Genomic DNA, 14,999 nt, shown 5'->3' with positions numbered 1-14,999 from the left:
ATAGTAAGCTCAATGTCTTTTGGTAACTCCTCTGAAGTTACCAGCCCATTGCTTTCTTCGTAAAAAAAGACTTTATCGATGGACTATGGTTTACCCAGTTTAGCCCCAAGTTGCGCGAAATTGTAAAAACAGTATTGTTTTCCCCAAACAACGTTTTTAGCGCAGACATTGACTCCTGAGTTATTCGATTTTCCAGCTTTCTTTCTCTTTCAAATGGACGTAAATTATCACACCATCCAAAGTCTCGCCCCTTGTCGAACAACTCTTTAATCAATCGACTCAGACTTGCAACATCTTGAAAACCCAGATTTACACCTTGTCCAGCCAAAGGGTGAATAGTATGCGCTGCATCGCCGATGAGAGCAACTCGTTTGCCAAGATAGCTCTCAGCGTGACGCTTAACTAGTGGAAATCCCTGAAACTGACTGACTAACTCAACCCTCCCTAGCCTGGACTCAAACTGTCTGGTTATTTTATCTTCTAAAGAGCTTCTATCCCAGGTCTCGATTTTTTCAGCAAAGTTGTCGTCAGCCGTCCATACGATAGAACAGAGTTCGGGGTTTGCCATGGGTAAAAAAGCGATCGGGCCTGTTGAAGTAAATCGTTGCCATGCTGTTTGCTGATGACCCAGTTCTGTTTTTACATTGGCCACAAAAGCCGTTTGTTTATAGGGTACAGATGAAAAGCTAACTCCCAGCATTTCGCGAACTTTGGATAAAGAACCGTCAGCACCAATAAGTAATTTGGCTGCTAATGAGGTTCCATCTTCAAGCAATGCGGTTATCTTATCTCTCTCTTCGACAATTGCTGAAACAGTATTTTGATCATAGAGTTTAACCGTCGGCTGATGTGCCAGACGCATCAGTATTGCGCCTTGAATACAACGATTTTCAACGATACAACCCAGGTAGGGCGCAGCGACATCAGCAGCATCAAAATGTATTTCGCCGCTGCCATCACCATCCCAAACAGTCATTTTCTCGTAAAGCCCCTGCCGCGCTTGCGGAATTTTTTGCCAGCAATGAAATTCAGAAAGTAATTCCTGATTGGCAGGACTAATTGCACTTACTCTGATATCAAAATCCTTCGCCTCAGGCTCTTCAGGCAACAGCAATGGAGCAAACAGATCTAAACTCAAAGATTGTTTTTCTATAACCGCAATTTGCAATCCTGTTTCGCAGAGAGAAGCAGCCATAGCAAGGCCAACCATTCCACCACCAACAATGATGATATCGAATTTTCGACTATTCGCTTTCAATCCGCTTGTCATTATTTTGCCTCCAGCTTCTGCGATAAATCACCGGAAAGTCCCCTGGCCAATCGTGAGCTTTTGCCGTCCAACCCCATAGCAGCTATGGCAAAGCGTTTCTTTAACCAGGGTATCCTGTTCAATCCTGACAATAATTTATTGCGTCCTATTTGCAGGGGTAAAAATTCTCGACTAAATAATCTCGCTAGTATATCTGTTGCCAGGCTGGTTTTTTGCCAGTCTGCTTGTCGCGAGTCAACAAATCGCTTCAGACTGGCGCTTCCTCCGATACAGTTATCCTTCAACAGATCGTCTCTAATGCAGTCTGTCAACATCGCAATATCTCTTAATCCCAGATTAAATCCTTGTCCCGCGATCGGGTGCAAAGTATGTGAGGCATTTCCCAGAAGCAACAGCCTTCCTTGGTAATGCGCTTCAGCCCAGTGGCTCGCCAATGGATAAGAAAAACGCTTTCCGATACTTCTGATTTTCCCCAGGCGGTAGCCAAAAGCCTGCTGCAGTTGTGCTAAAAAGACATCATCTTCTACATCCATCATGTTTTCTACATCGTCCGGTTTGTGGCACCAGACCAGACTCATACGATTGCCTGTCAATGGCAATAAAGCCAATGGCCCGCCTGGGGTAAAACGTTCAAATGCACGATTGTCGTGAGGCAATTCGGTTACAATGTTGGCAATAACCGCATATTGATCGTAACTATATCGGTTAACTTTAATTCCACTAGCTTTAGCCAGTCTGGAAAAGGTTCCATCGCAAGCTAACGTCAGGCTCGCCTTGATATGCAACTTTTGACGCTTATCTGCAACACTTACCAGTAACAGCTCACTATGCTCCCGAGCCTGTTTCAGATTCGTAACTTCCCAAGGGCAAAATAGCTTTATATTTTCCTGATTGCTCAGGCACTCCCAAATTAATGGGCCAGAATCATCAAGAGGGATGACTTCACCAAAAGCTGATTGCTTATAATTTTTTGAGTCGAAACGGGCAAAACCAAACTGTCCCTGTTCAGAAACATGAATTTTTTCTATCGGGCAGGCAAGGTGCTGGATAGCCTGCCATAAGCCCAGTGTTTCCAATATTTTTACAGACGCGGCAGAGAGGGCGACCGCTCTTTGATCAAAACTGGAACTTAAATTGGAACCGGGTTCAACCGGCTCTACTAACGCTATTGACAACCCAAGCCTGGCGAGCGCAAATGCTGCAATAGCACCTGCCATACCGCCACCGACTACAGCGATATCAAAATTTTGTGGTTCTGCCGGACTACTCACACAAACTTCCTCATTTTCTTAGCCACTTTCAATATTTGCTTTTCATTATGCTTCTGACTGCATCAAGGCTTCTATTTCATGGGGTTCTTTGGGCACGCCAAACGTCAGTACCTTATTACTTTTTTTGGTAATCAAGACATCGTCCTCAATTCTTATTCCAATTCCCCACCATTTCTTATCCAGCCCCTTTGTTTTTGGCGCAAAATAGAGACCGGGCTCCACAGTAAGAACCATACCTTCAGCGAGCTCCCTCGGCTCGTTATCCTGCATATAATCACCAACATCATGAACATCAAGGCCTAACCAGTGTCCAGTTTTATGCATGTAGAAGGGTTTGTAAGCGCCTGCTTCAATTAAGGCCTCCAATTCTCCGTGAAGAATTCCCATACTGAGTAACCCTTCAGTCAGAACCCTAACAGCTACATCATGAGGATCGGTCCAGGCTTTACCCGGCTTGGCAGCCTTAATAGCTTCTTTATTGGCTTTAAGAACCCATTGATAAGCTTCAAGCTGCTCGGGAGAGTAGCATCCATTCACAGGGAATGTACGACTGATATCGGCAGCATAGCCGTCTAACTCGGCGCCCGCATCTATCAGGATCAAGTCTCCGTCTTTTAGCTCACAATTGTTTTCAACATAGTGCAAAATACAGGCATTTTCTCCGCCAGCCACTATGGAATTGTATGCTTCAAAACGCGCACCAAGGTTGGCAAACTGGTACTTTAACTCCGCTTCGATTTGTAACTCGCTTAATCCCGGACGGCATCTTTTCATCGCAGCGATATGTGCTTGAACAGAAATTTCCGCAGCTTTTTTCATTACTTTGATTTCGGCTTTACTTTTAATCAAGCGCATATCATGCAGAATATGTGCGAGATCGATCAGCTCCCCTGGAGGGTGGGCACCTTTTTTAACCATTTTTCTTAAGCTATTTATCCACCCCATGATTCGATTATCGAACTCAGTGTGGTTACCAAATTCGTAATAGATTCTCTCTCTGCCCTCCATCAATCCAGGCAAGATGTCGTCAATATCATCAATCGGGAAAGCATCATTACAGCCGAAATTTTTCTTGGCTCCAATCTGTCCTTGACGGCGCCCATGCCAGGTTTCCATTTTAACGTCCTTTTCCCGGCAGAAAATAACATACTCGCCATGCTCTCTCCCCGGCAAGAGAACCAGAACCGCATCAGGCTCTGGAAAACCGGTTAAATAATGAAAGTCACTATTTTGACGAAAATGGTATTCTGTATCGCGACTCCGAGTAACCTCGCTGGCTGAAGGCAAAATAGCAATAGAATTATTGCCCATTAAATCCATTAACTCTCGGCGGCGGCGAGCAAACTCAGCTCTTGATATCATAGAATTTACATCAGGATTATTATTTTTAACAAGTTGATAAGCCTCCCACCTGAATAACTATCAATCGCTGAGAGGGCTGTAGTTTATTTTAGTAGAAAAACCTTTACCTTCCTATCTCAGGTTAATGAATAGTCTCATTTTTTGGTGTTTCAGCTGTTTCTCCAGCCTGAGACTTCATCACTATTTCCCAATAGATTACCTGAACAGCAACTCTAATATGCTCCGCTACAGTGAAAAGGGCTTCCTGTGTTTCTTCGTCATCGTCGGCCTCAATCATAAGCTGAGAAATATCGGCCAGGTCTGCTATCGCTTCTCTGACATCGGTGTTTTCTATAGGGTTATCTCCTGTTTGTAATCCAAATCCCAACAAAAACCCCTGACACCAAAGCGTGATAGCTTCAAGCTGATCAACCGCAGGATAATCTTCATCAGGCAATAAGGTCGGGGCCAAGAGGTCATGATGCTGCATCTCTGCTTCTGTCCAATGTGCTAAATCATTAATCAGCCGCTGGATATTTTCCGGGACTTGCCCATCTTCTCTAACCAATACAGCAATACTATCCTGCCATCCTTCATCTGAAAGCTTAAGACCTGCAGATATCATTCCGCACAATGTTGCCTGTAGTTCGGCTGCGGTCAGCTCGAGGTCGGCTTCAGCCAGTATTTCTTCGACCTTTTCGTAGTTTAGGTCTTTTCTCGGCTCCATTTAGGGCTCCTATACCTATAAAATAGGGAATAATTGTCAATTTTGACGATTATACCATTGACCCGAATGATGATGCGCTCTATATTGAAATCATTCTAAAAAACAACAGTTTGCCATGAATACTTCAAATCTTTCACAACTTGAGGACAGCGTTTCCAGGATGCTCGACCAATTTGAGTCGTTGCAGCGGGAAAACAGGAAGCTGCGTCAGGATCGTGACAGTTTGATCGAGAAAAATAAACTCGCTAGTCAAAAGATTGAAGCCATGATCACCAAATTAAAAGAGTTGGGCTAAGCCATGGCAGAAGTAACACCAGTAACCGTCTACATTCTTGGAAACGAGTTCCATGTTTCTAGCCCGCCTGAGCAGGCTGAAAAGCTTGAAAAAGCTGCTAAAGAACTAGATAAGCGCATGCGAGAAATAAAGGCCGGCGGAAGAATAGTGGGCATGGATCGCATAGCGGTAATGGCTGCACTAAACCTGGCTTTTGAGTTATTACATGGCGAGTCAGGTCAAAGCGACTTGTCGACCAGTATCGATCAACGAATCAAACAATTACAAAAAGATATAGATTCAAAGCTAGCTTCCAGCGCCCAAATGGAGTTAACATAGCATCTTGCATCGCCTGCTTTGTGCGCCAAGCTGTTGTAGTCCTTGAGCCGATAAACTGTATCTCTGGGAGTTCTTGTTGATTAATGGTGTGCAAGTCCGGCCAAAATTAGCGATTTATCGTTAGTTTCGGAAATCGGAAAGCCTGAGTTAAACACGGAATTCCCCCCTGAACCTCCGGGTTCATGGGCGAGACCAGCAAACGGCAAAGCGGGTGATGATTCCTCCTTCAAATGCTCTGCTCATTTTACCTGCTCAACGTTTAATTACTATGAACCCCAGCTCCACTCAACAGCTAAAATCGGAAATCAGAAATCAGATCCGGGAGGTTCGTCGCAGTATCAACAAAAAATACTCTCTCAACGCTGGTTTAAATGTTACCCGACAACTAATAGAGTTAGAGTCTTACCGGCTAGCTAAAAATATCGCCTGTTTCCTCTCCTTTGATGGAGAAATCAACACCACGCCACTAATCAAACAAATTCAGCAAGACAAGCGCTATTGTCTGCTCCCAAAGCTAAGACCAAGTAAACCAAATCGGTTATGGTTTTTTCCATTTGAAGCTGGCGAGCAGTTACTACCCAATCGACTCGGGATCCCGGAAGTACAAAAGTCGGTTAATTTTGCTATCGCTCCTTCCAAAATCGATCTTTTATTGATGCCGCTTGTATCCTTCGACGAACACGGAAATAGGTTAGGAATGGGGGGAGGCTATTATGATGCCACGCTCGCTCATTTAGTTGATGAAAAAAACAAAAGTCTACGCCCAACCTGTATTGGCCTGGCTTTTGAACAACAAAAAGTAGAAAAGATTCCGGTTGAAAAGTGGGACTACCCTCTCGATGGAGTTCTCACTGAAAAACAACTCTATCTGTTTAACCGAAAATAAAGCGCCACTAAAACTTTGTCGTAATAGAAAAATGGGGAAAGAGCCTTACTATCAGTGCTAACTAGGGCACACTAATGACCTCGAAGGCTCATGCTTTCAACAGACCAAAGGGTAAGAGGTCTGGATATACACACATATGTGCTTTCACTTAAATAGACAAAGGAAAGCAGCATATGAAATGCTTTTAAGACTGAACTGACGATACTTGAACTTGTTGCGTTTGTGTTTCAGCAACACTAACCCCACTAAAGCTCGACAACACCATGCCGATCCCAAGTAACGCAGCCAGAACAACTAAAATATCTGGTTTACGTTTCATTTGGTTCTCCAATCTGCCCCCTGAGGCAGTCAATTTTTTGCTATTTTTTTTATTGTTGGAGTCCCTTACCCAAAATTCCTTCCTGCTCAATCTTCAGAATATCTAAAACTGCGCTCACAGTTTTATAGAACACTGAACAAGTTATTTCCTTATCACTTTGAATTAAGACTGCTTTTTCAAAGCGGACAGACAACATACTCCTGTTTTTTGACAGGATCAAGGGGGTATGACAAATTTTCGACTAAAATGTGAACTGCTCACATTTTAATCACAAAACTTTCTTTATCGGCGATATTTAAAGCAGGTATAATCGCGCTCAGATGCGAATAATAAGTGTCCGCTCTTTAGGTCCTTTTTCAATATTTTTTGTCCTTAATTTTAACTTCCGGAAAACATAATGGATAAACAACAGCAACTTAAAATTGAAGCTGCACGCGCTGCATTAAAATACATCGTAGACGGCGAAATCATTGGAATAGGGACAGGGTCTACTGTTAACTGCTTTATCGATCTGCTAGCAGAGCACAAGCACAGAATAAAGGCTGCGGTTTCCAGTTCAGAAGCATCAACGCGAAAACTGGAGGCTCTTGGCATCGAAGTTCTGGATCTAAATGATGCAGATTATATCCCGGTTTATATTGATGGAGCAGATGAAGCTAATGAACAACTGGAACTTATCAAAGGCGGAGGGGCAGCACTTACACGTGAAAAGATAATTGCTGCAGTCGCAGAAAAATTTGTCTGTATTGCAGACCAATCAAAATACGTAAAAACTCTCGGAAACTTCCCGCTTCCTATTGAAGTCATTCCGATGGCTAGAAGCCACGTAGCCCGAGAAATTGTTAAGTTAGGCGGCGATCCGGTGTATCGAACTGGCGTAGTCACTGATAATGGTAATGTAATTCTCGACGTTCATAGTCTGGAAATCACCCAGGCAAAAATTCTTGAGTCCAAAATTAATCAGATTGTAGGGGTGGTTACCAATGGGTTGTTCGCTCAACGCAAAGCAGATCATCTGATTCTGGCAACAGGAGATGGAATAGTAAGCTTAGACTCAAAATAGTCGAAGAGTTAGCTATTTGCTAACGCTTCAGCTTCTCTCAACCATCTGCGTCCACTAGCTTCATCAGCAACATCATGCATTATTAAAGTTGAGTTTTGTTTGAGCTGCTCTTTCCACACATCTGTATATACTTGTGCGAGTAAGTCAGCAGGTTTTACCGTTGCGACAAAGCGGATTTGAGTATCAGATATTAATCGCGGGAATTGAGTCTCTCGGATGAAAGCTTGTAGATTAGGTGAAAATGCGCCTTTAGCCTGGTCAGCAATAACCAGAACTTTTGTGACCGGATATTCGATCAACAATTGATAAATTCTATCTAGAGCCTTAAACATAATTCGTTCATCCCCATCCGGGCTATAGTTTAGCCACTCATGGATCTGGAGCATTTCATCTTCCTCGTAGAAAACATTAACAACTCCCTTTTCCTTAAATAATTGCATTCTGGTCCGCCAATTAAGCTTATTAAGTTAAGCTTAGTGGAGCCTGCTGTTTTTAACCATTTTTGCTTCAAAAAAGGAGAGAGCACTCTAATTTTCAGATATCTAACTTTGCTTCGGGCGCTTTGCTAACTTACGTTGCAGCGTTCTACGGTGCATCCCCAATGCTCTTGCGGTTGCCGAGATATTTCCGCCGTATTCGGATAAGACTTTGTGAATATGTTCCCATTCCAGTCTATCGATCGACATAGGTTTGTCCTCGATTGGGGTTTCTTCGCCTTCAACAGGTGATTCAATATGTGCAATCAACTCTCTGGCGGTAATGGGTTTGGTCAGATAGTCATCTGCTCCCAATTTAATTGCTTCCACCGCAGTTGAAATGCTGGCATACCCTGTAAGCAGTATTATTCGACAATTTGCGTTAGCTAATTTGATTGACTTTACATACCTTAAACCAGAATCTCCTTCCAGCTTGAGATCCAGAATCACATACGGTGCTTTAGCTTTGTAAATGGATTCGCTAGCAACTTCAGGGTGCTCAAAAGCCTCAACTTTATATTCCATCCGTGACAAACTACGAGCCATCACCTGACGAAAAGTAGCGTCATCATCGATTAAAATAAATTCAAGGGACATCAATAGCTCCTTATTAAAAAGCTTGATATTTTTTCTTGCTTTAGGGCATAAGAGGAAGCTGGATTCGGGTCAAAGTACCACCTGCTTGCTGGCTCATCAAATGCACTTGTCCGCCCGCTCTCTCTATACTGGCGTTTGACAAGAATAATCCCCATCCCAAACGCTGCTTTTTATCACTTAAAGTTGGCGCGCTACCTAATGTTTGCTGCTTCAGCTCTCCGATTCCCAGTCCGTTATCTTTTATATCAATAAAAACCCATGTTTCATTCAAGTAGCATTCAACCCGAATCTGGTCGCTGCCATTAAGCAAACTTGCATCAGCAGCATTATCCAATAGGTTAGTTATAGCTTGCTGCAGCGTTACCGAAAGACCTTTAGCGACACTATCAATAGCTGCGTCCCAGCTTTGAATAAGCTGCATTCTGGGTCGGTACACTAACCATTGCTCCAAAGTTTTACTGAGTTGTTGTTTAAAATCTCCTGGTAATCCTTGAGTAATCGTCTCCTGGTTTTTAACAGTCCGACTTTTTTCTGCCAGAGACTGAATAATTTGACGACAAGCGTTTATTTGGTCTGCGATAATCTTAAGATCATCCTTAAACTCGATGCCAATATCGCTATGCTGTAGATCATCGACAACAACAGCCATTGTCGACATTGGCGTTCCCAGTTCATGTGCTGCGCCGGCAGACATTATGCCCAAATTCAAAAGTTGCTCATCACGAAGCTGTCTTTCATGAAGCTCTCTAATCTTCTTTTCTTGCAGAAGAAACACCTGTCGAGCCAACAAACCAAAAAAAGCAATCAATATTACAGTCAAAAAAAAGTTAACCCACATCCCGGCCAAGTGTAAGTGAAAGGAATTCAATGGGCTGGCATCGCCAAGCTCTAGCGGTCTCTGATAAAGATTCAGAAAAGAGTAAAGCGCAAGTTGACTAATGCTTACCAAAATCAACTCTTTCTGACTTAACATAAAAGTTGCCAGCGCAAGAAAAAGGAGAAGAAGATAAATAAATGGGTTGTTAGCTCCTCCTGTGAAAAAGATCAGTCCCGTTAAGATTAGCGAGTCGAATAACAGGTGCATCATCAACAAGGTCGAAGAAAAATTGCCTCCTTGCTTACATCGCCAAAATGCATAGCTCTGAAACAAAATTTCAACGCCGATAAGTAAAATCAACCAGTCCAACGGTAAACGAATCTGTAATAGCCAGTTGGCTGCAAGAATCATCAGAATTTGGCCATTGATCGCGATCAATCGAATGCGATTTAGAATCGCCAGATAAGACAGATTTGAATCGGCCTTTGCCATATGAAAAACAGGGATCACTTTTAATTACTCTCTTTTCTATCCCGCGTAGTTCACGCCTTTGGTAAACATTTATTGTAAGGGTTTCACATTCTAACACCGAACAAAAAGCGAGTGGGTGCGACAATTAGTCGCATAGAATCGCGCCTCTTTGAATATTACCATGCAACCAATTACCCGGCTTTGACTGATTTTAGTAATTAGCTCCCATTTTCAAAATAAGTGTAGTAATCATGATAAACACATTTCAATTTAAAAAATTTATCGTTGCCACATCAATCCTTCTCTCCAGTAGTTATATTTACGCTGACGATGCAACAATTGATGAGAGTCGTACACTGGTCATTACTGGCTCTCCGATTCAACAAAGCATTGAAGGCTTGAGCGAACAACTTGACGAGTATGATAACCAGGTCATCACCGATGCCGGTGATCTCCTGATTCGTTTTCCTGGTTTTTCCGCAATAAGAGCTGGCGGCCATGGCATCGATCCAGTATTACGCGGACAAAGCCAAACACGACTTAATTTATTACAGCAAGGCGCATTTCTTCACGGGGCAGGGCCCAATAGAATGGATTCACCCGGCTCCTACACTGAACCCTTCGGCTGGGATGAGGTACAAATTATTAAAGGTGTTGAGTCTTTGATTTTTGGTTCAGGCGGTCCTGCAGGAACGATAAATTTCAAGCGCTATAGCCCGCTATTAGGAGAAAACGAAATAGAGGGAAAGCTGATGGTCGCTTATTCACCGGATTACTATAAACTTGGTACTGATTTGGCCACAGGAAACGAAAAAGGGTACCTCAGGCTAATTAGTCAACTACTCGATCAAAAGAGCTATGAGGATGGTGAAGGCAAGCTTACTCGTACAGCATTCAATACTAGAACGAATACCCTGATTGCAGGATATACCCCAAACCAGGATGTAGAGTGGCGCATTTCTTTTATGGCAAACCGAGGTGCGGATGCACTTTTTGCCGGCACCATGATGGATGGACCCAAAACAGATATGGATGCAATCCAATTAATGTATCTGGACGGAGATCAAAACTCTAATAATTACACCGAGTATCAGCTTTATTTTAATGAAGCACATCATGTAATGGACAACTTTAGTTTGCGGGAGCAAACAGCATCAATGCGTATGTTAACAGATTCCTACTCAAAAACCTCTGGGTTAAAATGGCTGAGACGTTGGCAAAATGCAAATAAAAATATTACCTGGCAAACGAGCTTTGACTGGCAGAATGTTGATCGTCATGCTGAAAGATATATGAGTATGATGGGCACGCCTTCAATTTTACAAGCGCGAATTTGGCCGCAAAATGAACTTGATATCAAAGGCATAGCTTTAGAAGCAGAGTATCTTTTCGACGATAACAATCGCATTAAATCGGGTATTCGTTACGATCATGTTTCAGCAAACTCTCCGGCTTTGCAAACCGATGCCGGCCAGTCGCTGTATCAAAACTATTATTCAAATACACCTTCGAACAGTAGTGAAGATAATGTTAGCGCATTCTCTCGCTACTTTCATAAAACGAACAGCTCACTCTATTGGCTAGGAGTCAACTCTACTGTAAGAACTGCAGATGCCACTGAACGATACTTGGGTGCAGCCAACAACATGGCAATGATGCGTTGGGTGGGTAATCCCGGCATTAAGCCGGAAAGACACAATCAGCTAGAGCTTGGTGTTAAATGGAGATTTGATAATGGTTGGCATGAATTGTCAGTATATCATGATCAAGTCAGCAACTTTATTTTACGAGATCGTGCCAGTATGGGGGATTTGCCTGACATTATCGCTACGGATATGGCAACGGTATACCGCAATACAGATGCTACTCTGTCGGGATTTGAATATGCAATTCAGAAATCATTTGCTCACTCCTGGAACTTCTACGGCAACGTTGCATATGTCAAAGGTAAAAGAGACAGCGACAGTTATCCATTGTATCAAATCCCCCCTGTAGAAGGATTACTTCAGGTAAGCAATGAAAGTGAAAAATGGGCTTACTGGATTGATTTAAGGTTTGCTATGAAGCAAGATGAGGTCGATGACAATATGATGCAGGGTAGCATGCTCGATGCAGGAAAATCTGATAGCTGGACGGTGATTGATTTCAAGTTTCGCTATAGCCTTAGTTCAGATTGGCAACTATCGGCGGGTATCAACAATCTGTTCGATAAAACTTTCTCCTACCATGTAAGCCGTGCGAATATGGATCCCTTTAATCCTGAAGCAATTCGAGTCAATGAACCGGGGAGACATTTCTGGTTTTCTGTCCTGAAAGAGTTATAAAAAACGCCCACGTAGCGTGGGCTTTTTTAGCTCGAACAAATGTTTACTCTCTATAAAAAGTATTAACTAGCTATTTTTACTTACAATCATTTCTGGAAACGGTAAAGGTATAACAATTTCCTTTTATAGACATATCACTTATCTATTTTAACTATCAGACGTTTGACGCTAAACTTAAACTATCATTTTGCATTCTAGGGCGAGCGATGAGCGAACAAAGAAGAGTTAAAAAAGCTGAAGAAATGGTTAACTGGAATTTGGTGTTTCCTAATCAGGCCAACCCTGCAGGTAATATGTTCGGTGGTGATGTGTTAGCGATAATGGATACTACCGCAGCCATGGCAGCAAAACGTTTCAGTGAGAATCAAGTATCAACTGTCACCGTTGAAGCGGTACATTTTGCCAAACCGATAATGGTGGGTGACAATATAAAAACGACCGCTAAAGTCGTTGCCGTTGGTAATACTTCAATGATTGTTAAATGTGATGTTTATCGAGATGATCAAAAAGGCGGACTGCTTAAATGTGTAAGCGCTTTTTTAACTTTTGTCGCCTTTGATTATCAGCGACACCCAACCCAGGTCCCTGAGCTTGAACTAACACAAGAGGATAAAGAAGCTCATCAAATGGCTCTCATTATCAAACAAAGTGCCAAGCAAAGAGAGGTTGAATTTGGACAACTCGATACAACACCTTAACCTCTCAACTAGGCAACTTGTAACTCTCTCCAGTAACTTGGTGAGAGTAATACAATTACAGTAAAAATTTCTAAGCGCCCGGCAATCATCGCTGACGACATAAGCCATTTTCCGGTATCGCTAACCTCTGCAAAACTACTCGCCGTTTTCCCAAGCCCGGGCCCGAGAACATTAAGACAAGCGGCCACAGCACCAAAAGCTGAATTGAAGTCTAGCCCCGTAGCGATCATTGCCAGTGTATAGGCTGCCGCCGTCAATGCGTACAGTGTAAAGAAAGCACGTATGGAATTAAGTACATCGTTTGAAACTATCTGACCATTGTAGCGTAAGTTTTGGATAGCTTTTGGGTGGACCAGACGATACAACTGTAGTCCTATTTCACTTAACCAAATTTTTATTCTGACAATTTTAATTCCACCCGCAGTCGAACCAGAGCATCCTCCCAGAAAGCTACAAAAGATCAGCATGGCAGGTAGAAAAGTCGGCCAATTTGAAAAATCATCTATTCCGTATCCAGTACTGGTTATGATTGTTATTACTTCAAAAAATGCAAGTCGAAAGGACTGTGATAATGTTTGGCTATATCCACTAATAAACAAGGTTGTCGCAGTAATAACAACGAGAATAAGAACCAGAATGATAAAAGTTTTGGTTTCTTCATCGTGAATGTAGTCTTCCAAAGATAGTTTATTAAGTACAGAGAAATGAAGCGCGAAGTTAATCGCCCCTAACAACATAAACACTGAAGCTAATAACTCAATGGTGAAGCTATCAAAATAGCCGATACTGGCATCATGGGTAGAAAAGCCTCCGGTGGATACCGCAGTCATTGCATGACAAACCGCATCGAATAGTGACATACCAGCCAGATAGAAGCTTAATGAGCAAGCGATTGTAAGTCCTAAATAGATAACCCAAAGATATTGTGCGGTATGTAAGATTCTAGGAGAAAGCTTTTCATCCTTCATAGGTCCAGGTGTCTCGGCTTTAAATAATTTCATTCCTCCTACATTTAGTAAAGGAAGAACAGCAACAACCAACACGATAATCCCCATTCCTCCAATCCACTGCAATTCCTGGCGGTAGAATAGTAGTGATTTTGGCATCTCATCTAGACCGCTCAAAACGGTACTTCCGGCAGTAGAAAGCCCTGACAATGTCTCAAATACGGCATCTACCAAGCTTAGATGAAGTATTTCCACAAAAGGAATTGCACCAGTTAACCCAATGAAAAACCAAATAAACGTAACCATTACAAAGCTTTCCCTAAACTTGATTTCCATATCAAGCCTTCGACTTGGAAGCCACATGAATAAGCCAATAGCCAGAGTTACTATAAATGCCAGTTCAAATGCCAAAGACTGTCCATCTTCAGTTGCTTTGGAAATAATGATGGGAGGCAAAAAACTACAGCTAAAAATCGAAAGCACCAGGCCCACGAAAAAGACAAAACGTTTTCGAAACATTTTTTTCTCCAATAAAAATACTAAACATCAAAGTATCATTGGAGAGAGGGAGGGGATCGTTCCGAGTGAGAGTAGTTGATTAGAGAAAAATAGGCCGATGATGAGAACAGAAAATTTGTCTCAATATAGATCTTTAAACTTAAATTCAAAGCTTGTATAAAGTGGACAAAATCCAAATTAGAGGGCTCATTTGTCTCAGGAGGATTATCGTCACAGATAGCAAGTCGAGTTTCTTCAACTTCGAAGGGGTTGTAGGAAGAATAAAAGGGACTATTACCTAAAACATTAAGCAATAAAAAACTTAACGATAATAATAGTAAGAGCCTTGTTTTCATTTAAACCCAACTAACATAAAACAACTTGATAAGTATAGCACATAGTAAGTAGTTTAAAATTGATTCAACCATTAAACTTTTTGTCATTTTCAATTTTTCGCAGCTTACATGTCTGAATTATTTTTTTCCTTTCCTCGTTAGTTGCTCCGTGCCAACCAGTAATTTCGTCGATATGTCTGAAACAGCCTACGCAAATATCATCTTCATTTAGACAACACTGGCTAATACATGGTGATTGAACAAAGTTAGGATCATCAAAATTCATATTTCAACTTACGCCTAAAGAAATAAGAATTCCTATTCTACCACTAAGCTCGCTTGATTG

At 42.2% G+C, this 14,999-nt stretch carries 16 protein-coding genes and 1 other RNA gene; 7 read left to right on the top strand and 10 right to left on the bottom strand.

Annotation, left to right across the window (positions count from 1 at the left end; genetic code table 11):
* Positions 1 to 37: 37 nt before the first annotated feature.
* From IYN84_RS13910 to IYN84_RS13895, 4 genes are all read right to left on the bottom strand, one after another.
* On the bottom strand, positions 38 to 1,270 hold the full coding sequence (locus IYN84_RS13910; protein WP_196139845.1) for a UbiH/UbiF/VisC/COQ6 family ubiquinone biosynthesis hydroxylase: 1,233 nt from the start codon (positions 1,268 to 1,270) through the stop codon (positions 38 to 40).
* Positions 1,270 to 2,541: a 2-octaprenyl-6-methoxyphenyl hydroxylase gene (gene ubiH, locus IYN84_RS13905; RefSeq protein ID WP_196139844.1), complete on the bottom strand. Its 1,272-nt coding sequence runs from the start codon at positions 2,539 to 2,541 to the stop codon at positions 1,270 to 1,272. The genes IYN84_RS13910 and ubiH overlap by 1 nt, the downstream gene beginning before the upstream one ends.
* A gap of 45 nt (positions 2,542 to 2,586) precedes the next feature.
* Positions 2,587 to 3,903: a Xaa-Pro aminopeptidase gene (gene pepP, locus IYN84_RS13900; RefSeq protein WP_196139843.1), complete on the bottom strand. Its 1,317-nt coding sequence runs from the start codon at positions 3,901 to 3,903 to the stop codon at positions 2,587 to 2,589.
* A 121-nt stretch (positions 3,904 to 4,024) separates the two neighbouring features.
* Positions 4,025 to 4,609: a UPF0149 family protein gene (locus IYN84_RS13895; protein WP_196139842.1), complete on the bottom strand. Its 585-nt coding sequence runs from the start codon at positions 4,607 to 4,609 to the stop codon at positions 4,025 to 4,027.
* A 115-nt stretch (positions 4,610 to 4,724) separates the two neighbouring features.
* Here IYN84_RS13895 and IYN84_RS13890 point away from each other — a divergent pair, with 115 nt between their 5' ends.
* The 4 genes from IYN84_RS13890 (at position 4,725) to IYN84_RS13875 (ending at position 6,108) form a co-directional block, all read left to right on the top strand.
* Positions 4,725 to 4,904: a cell division protein ZapB gene (locus tag IYN84_RS13890; protein ID WP_196139841.1), complete on the top strand. Its 180-nt coding sequence runs from the start codon at positions 4,725 to 4,727 to the stop codon at positions 4,902 to 4,904.
* A 3-nt stretch (positions 4,905 to 4,907) separates the two neighbouring features.
* Positions 4,908 to 5,222 carry a cell division protein ZapA gene (locus IYN84_RS13885; protein WP_196139840.1) on the top strand — a complete coding sequence of 105 codons (315 nt, stop codon included), beginning with the start codon at positions 4,908 to 4,910 and terminating at the stop codon, positions 5,220 to 5,222.
* Positions 5,223 to 5,229: 7 nt separating this feature from the next.
* Positions 5,230 to 5,440: non-coding RNA, 6S RNA (gene ssrS / locus IYN84_RS13880), on the top strand.
* Positions 5,441 to 5,490: 50 nt separating this feature from the next.
* Positions 5,491 to 6,108, top strand: coding sequence for a 5-formyltetrahydrofolate cyclo-ligase (locus IYN84_RS13875; RefSeq protein ID WP_210330504.1), 618 nt, complete (start codon positions 5,491 to 5,493; stop codon positions 6,106 to 6,108).
* A gap of 184 nt (positions 6,109 to 6,292) precedes the next feature.
* Here the strand turns inward: IYN84_RS13875 and IYN84_RS21490 are convergent, their stop codons facing one another.
* The gene (locus IYN84_RS21490) at positions 6,293 to 6,427 is read right to left on the bottom strand and encodes a hypothetical protein (RefSeq protein WP_256435621.1); all 135 of its coding nucleotides are present in this window, start codon (positions 6,425 to 6,427) and stop codon (positions 6,293 to 6,295) included.
* A gap of 397 nt (positions 6,428 to 6,824) precedes the next feature.
* Here IYN84_RS21490 and rpiA point away from each other — a divergent pair, with 397 nt between their 5' ends.
* Entirely contained in the window at positions 6,825 to 7,490 is a 666-nt protein-coding gene (rpiA, locus tag IYN84_RS13870; RefSeq protein WP_196139838.1) for a ribose-5-phosphate isomerase RpiA, read from the top strand.
* Positions 7,491 to 7,498: 8 nt separating this feature from the next.
* Here rpiA and IYN84_RS13865 read toward each other — a convergent pair whose 3' ends face one another.
* The 3 genes from IYN84_RS13865 to IYN84_RS21715 form a co-directional block, all read right to left on the bottom strand.
* Positions 7,499 to 7,930: a hypothetical protein gene (locus IYN84_RS13865; RefSeq protein WP_196139837.1), complete on the bottom strand. Its 432-nt coding sequence runs from the start codon at positions 7,928 to 7,930 to the stop codon at positions 7,499 to 7,501.
* A gap of 102 nt (positions 7,931 to 8,032) precedes the next feature.
* Positions 8,033 to 8,563: a response regulator transcription factor gene (locus tag IYN84_RS13860; RefSeq protein ID WP_196139836.1), complete on the bottom strand. Its 531-nt coding sequence runs from the start codon at positions 8,561 to 8,563 to the stop codon at positions 8,033 to 8,035.
* A gap of 40 nt (positions 8,564 to 8,603) precedes the next feature.
* A complete protein-coding gene (locus IYN84_RS21715) occupies positions 8,604 to 9,890 on the bottom strand; it encodes an ATP-binding protein (RefSeq protein WP_196139835.1) in 1,287 nt (428 codons plus the stop codon).
* Between the two features lie 212 nt (positions 9,891 to 10,102).
* Here IYN84_RS21715 and IYN84_RS13850 point away from each other — a divergent pair, with 212 nt between their 5' ends.
* Complete coding sequence (locus IYN84_RS13850; RefSeq protein ID WP_196139834.1) at positions 10,103 to 12,175, top strand: TonB-dependent receptor domain-containing protein; 2,073 nt, start codon at positions 10,103 to 10,105, stop codon at positions 12,173 to 12,175.
* A 206-nt stretch (positions 12,176 to 12,381) separates the two neighbouring features.
* On the top strand, positions 12,382 to 12,873 hold the full coding sequence (locus IYN84_RS13845; protein ID WP_196139833.1) for an acyl-CoA thioesterase: 492 nt from the start codon (positions 12,382 to 12,384) through the stop codon (positions 12,871 to 12,873).
* 8 nt (positions 12,874 to 12,881) lie between these two features.
* On the opposite strand, the gene IYN84_RS13840 is transcribed toward IYN84_RS13845, so the two are convergent.
* A complete protein-coding gene (locus IYN84_RS13840; protein WP_196139832.1) occupies positions 12,882 to 14,339 on the bottom strand; it encodes a TrkH family potassium uptake protein in 1,458 nt (485 codons plus the stop codon).
* 399 nt (positions 14,340 to 14,738) lie between these two features.
* Positions 14,739 to 14,939, bottom strand: coding sequence for a DUF1289 domain-containing protein (locus IYN84_RS13835; RefSeq protein WP_196139831.1), 201 nt, complete (start codon positions 14,937 to 14,939; stop codon positions 14,739 to 14,741).
* Between the last annotated feature and the right edge of the window lie 60 nt (positions 14,940 to 14,999).

This window comes from Aliikangiella sp. G2MR2-5 (genome assembly GCF_015687155.1).
Classification (GTDB): domain Bacteria; phylum Pseudomonadota; class Gammaproteobacteria; order Enterobacterales; family Kangiellaceae; genus Aliikangiella.
Note: the sequence above shows the minus strand (reverse complement) of the source record. Positions and strands in the feature narration are given on the sequence as shown.

Bases quoted from the DNA above. Each gene is read 5' to 3' on its own strand.
- IYN84_RS13910 (WP_196139845.1), bottom strand. From the start codon at position 1,270: ATGACAAGCGGATTGAAAGCGAATAGTCGAAAATTCGATATCATCATT.
- pepP (WP_196139843.1), bottom strand. From the start codon at position 3,903: ATGATATCAAGAGCTGAGTTTGCTCGCCGCCGCCGAGAGTTAATGGAT.
- IYN84_RS13895 (WP_196139842.1), bottom strand. From the start codon at position 4,609: ATGGAGCCGAGAAAAGACCTAAACTACGAAAAGGTCGAAGAAATACTG.
- IYN84_RS13890 (WP_196139841.1), top strand. From the start codon at position 4,725: ATGAATACTTCAAATCTTTCACAACTTGAGGACAGCGTTTCCAGGATG.
- IYN84_RS13885 (WP_196139840.1), top strand. From the start codon at position 4,908: ATGGCAGAAGTAACACCAGTAACCGTCTACATTCTTGGAAACGAGTTC.
- IYN84_RS13875 (WP_210330504.1), top strand. From the start codon at position 5,491: ATGAACCCCAGCTCCACTCAACAGCTAAAATCGGAAATCAGAAATCAG.
- IYN84_RS21490 (WP_256435621.1), bottom strand. From the start codon at position 6,427: ATGAAACGTAAACCAGATATTTTAGTTGTTCTGGCTGCGTTACTTGGG.
- rpiA (WP_196139838.1), top strand. From the start codon at position 6,825: ATGGATAAACAACAGCAACTTAAAATTGAAGCTGCACGCGCTGCATTA.
- IYN84_RS13865 (WP_196139837.1), bottom strand. From the start codon at position 7,930: ATGCAATTATTTAAGGAAAAGGGAGTTGTTAATGTTTTCTACGAGGAA.
- IYN84_RS13860 (WP_196139836.1), bottom strand. From the start codon at position 8,563: ATGTCCCTTGAATTTATTTTAATCGATGATGACGCTACTTTTCGTCAG.
- IYN84_RS13850 (WP_196139834.1), top strand. From the start codon at position 10,103: ATGATAAACACATTTCAATTTAAAAAATTTATCGTTGCCACATCAATC.
- IYN84_RS13845 (WP_196139833.1), top strand. From the start codon at position 12,382: ATGAGCGAACAAAGAAGAGTTAAAAAAGCTGAAGAAATGGTTAACTGG.
- IYN84_RS13840 (WP_196139832.1), bottom strand. From the start codon at position 14,339: ATGTTTCGAAAACGTTTTGTCTTTTTCGTGGGCCTGGTGCTTTCGATT.
- IYN84_RS13835 (WP_196139831.1), bottom strand. From the start codon at position 14,939: ATGAATTTTGATGATCCTAACTTTGTTCAATCACCATGTATTAGCCAG.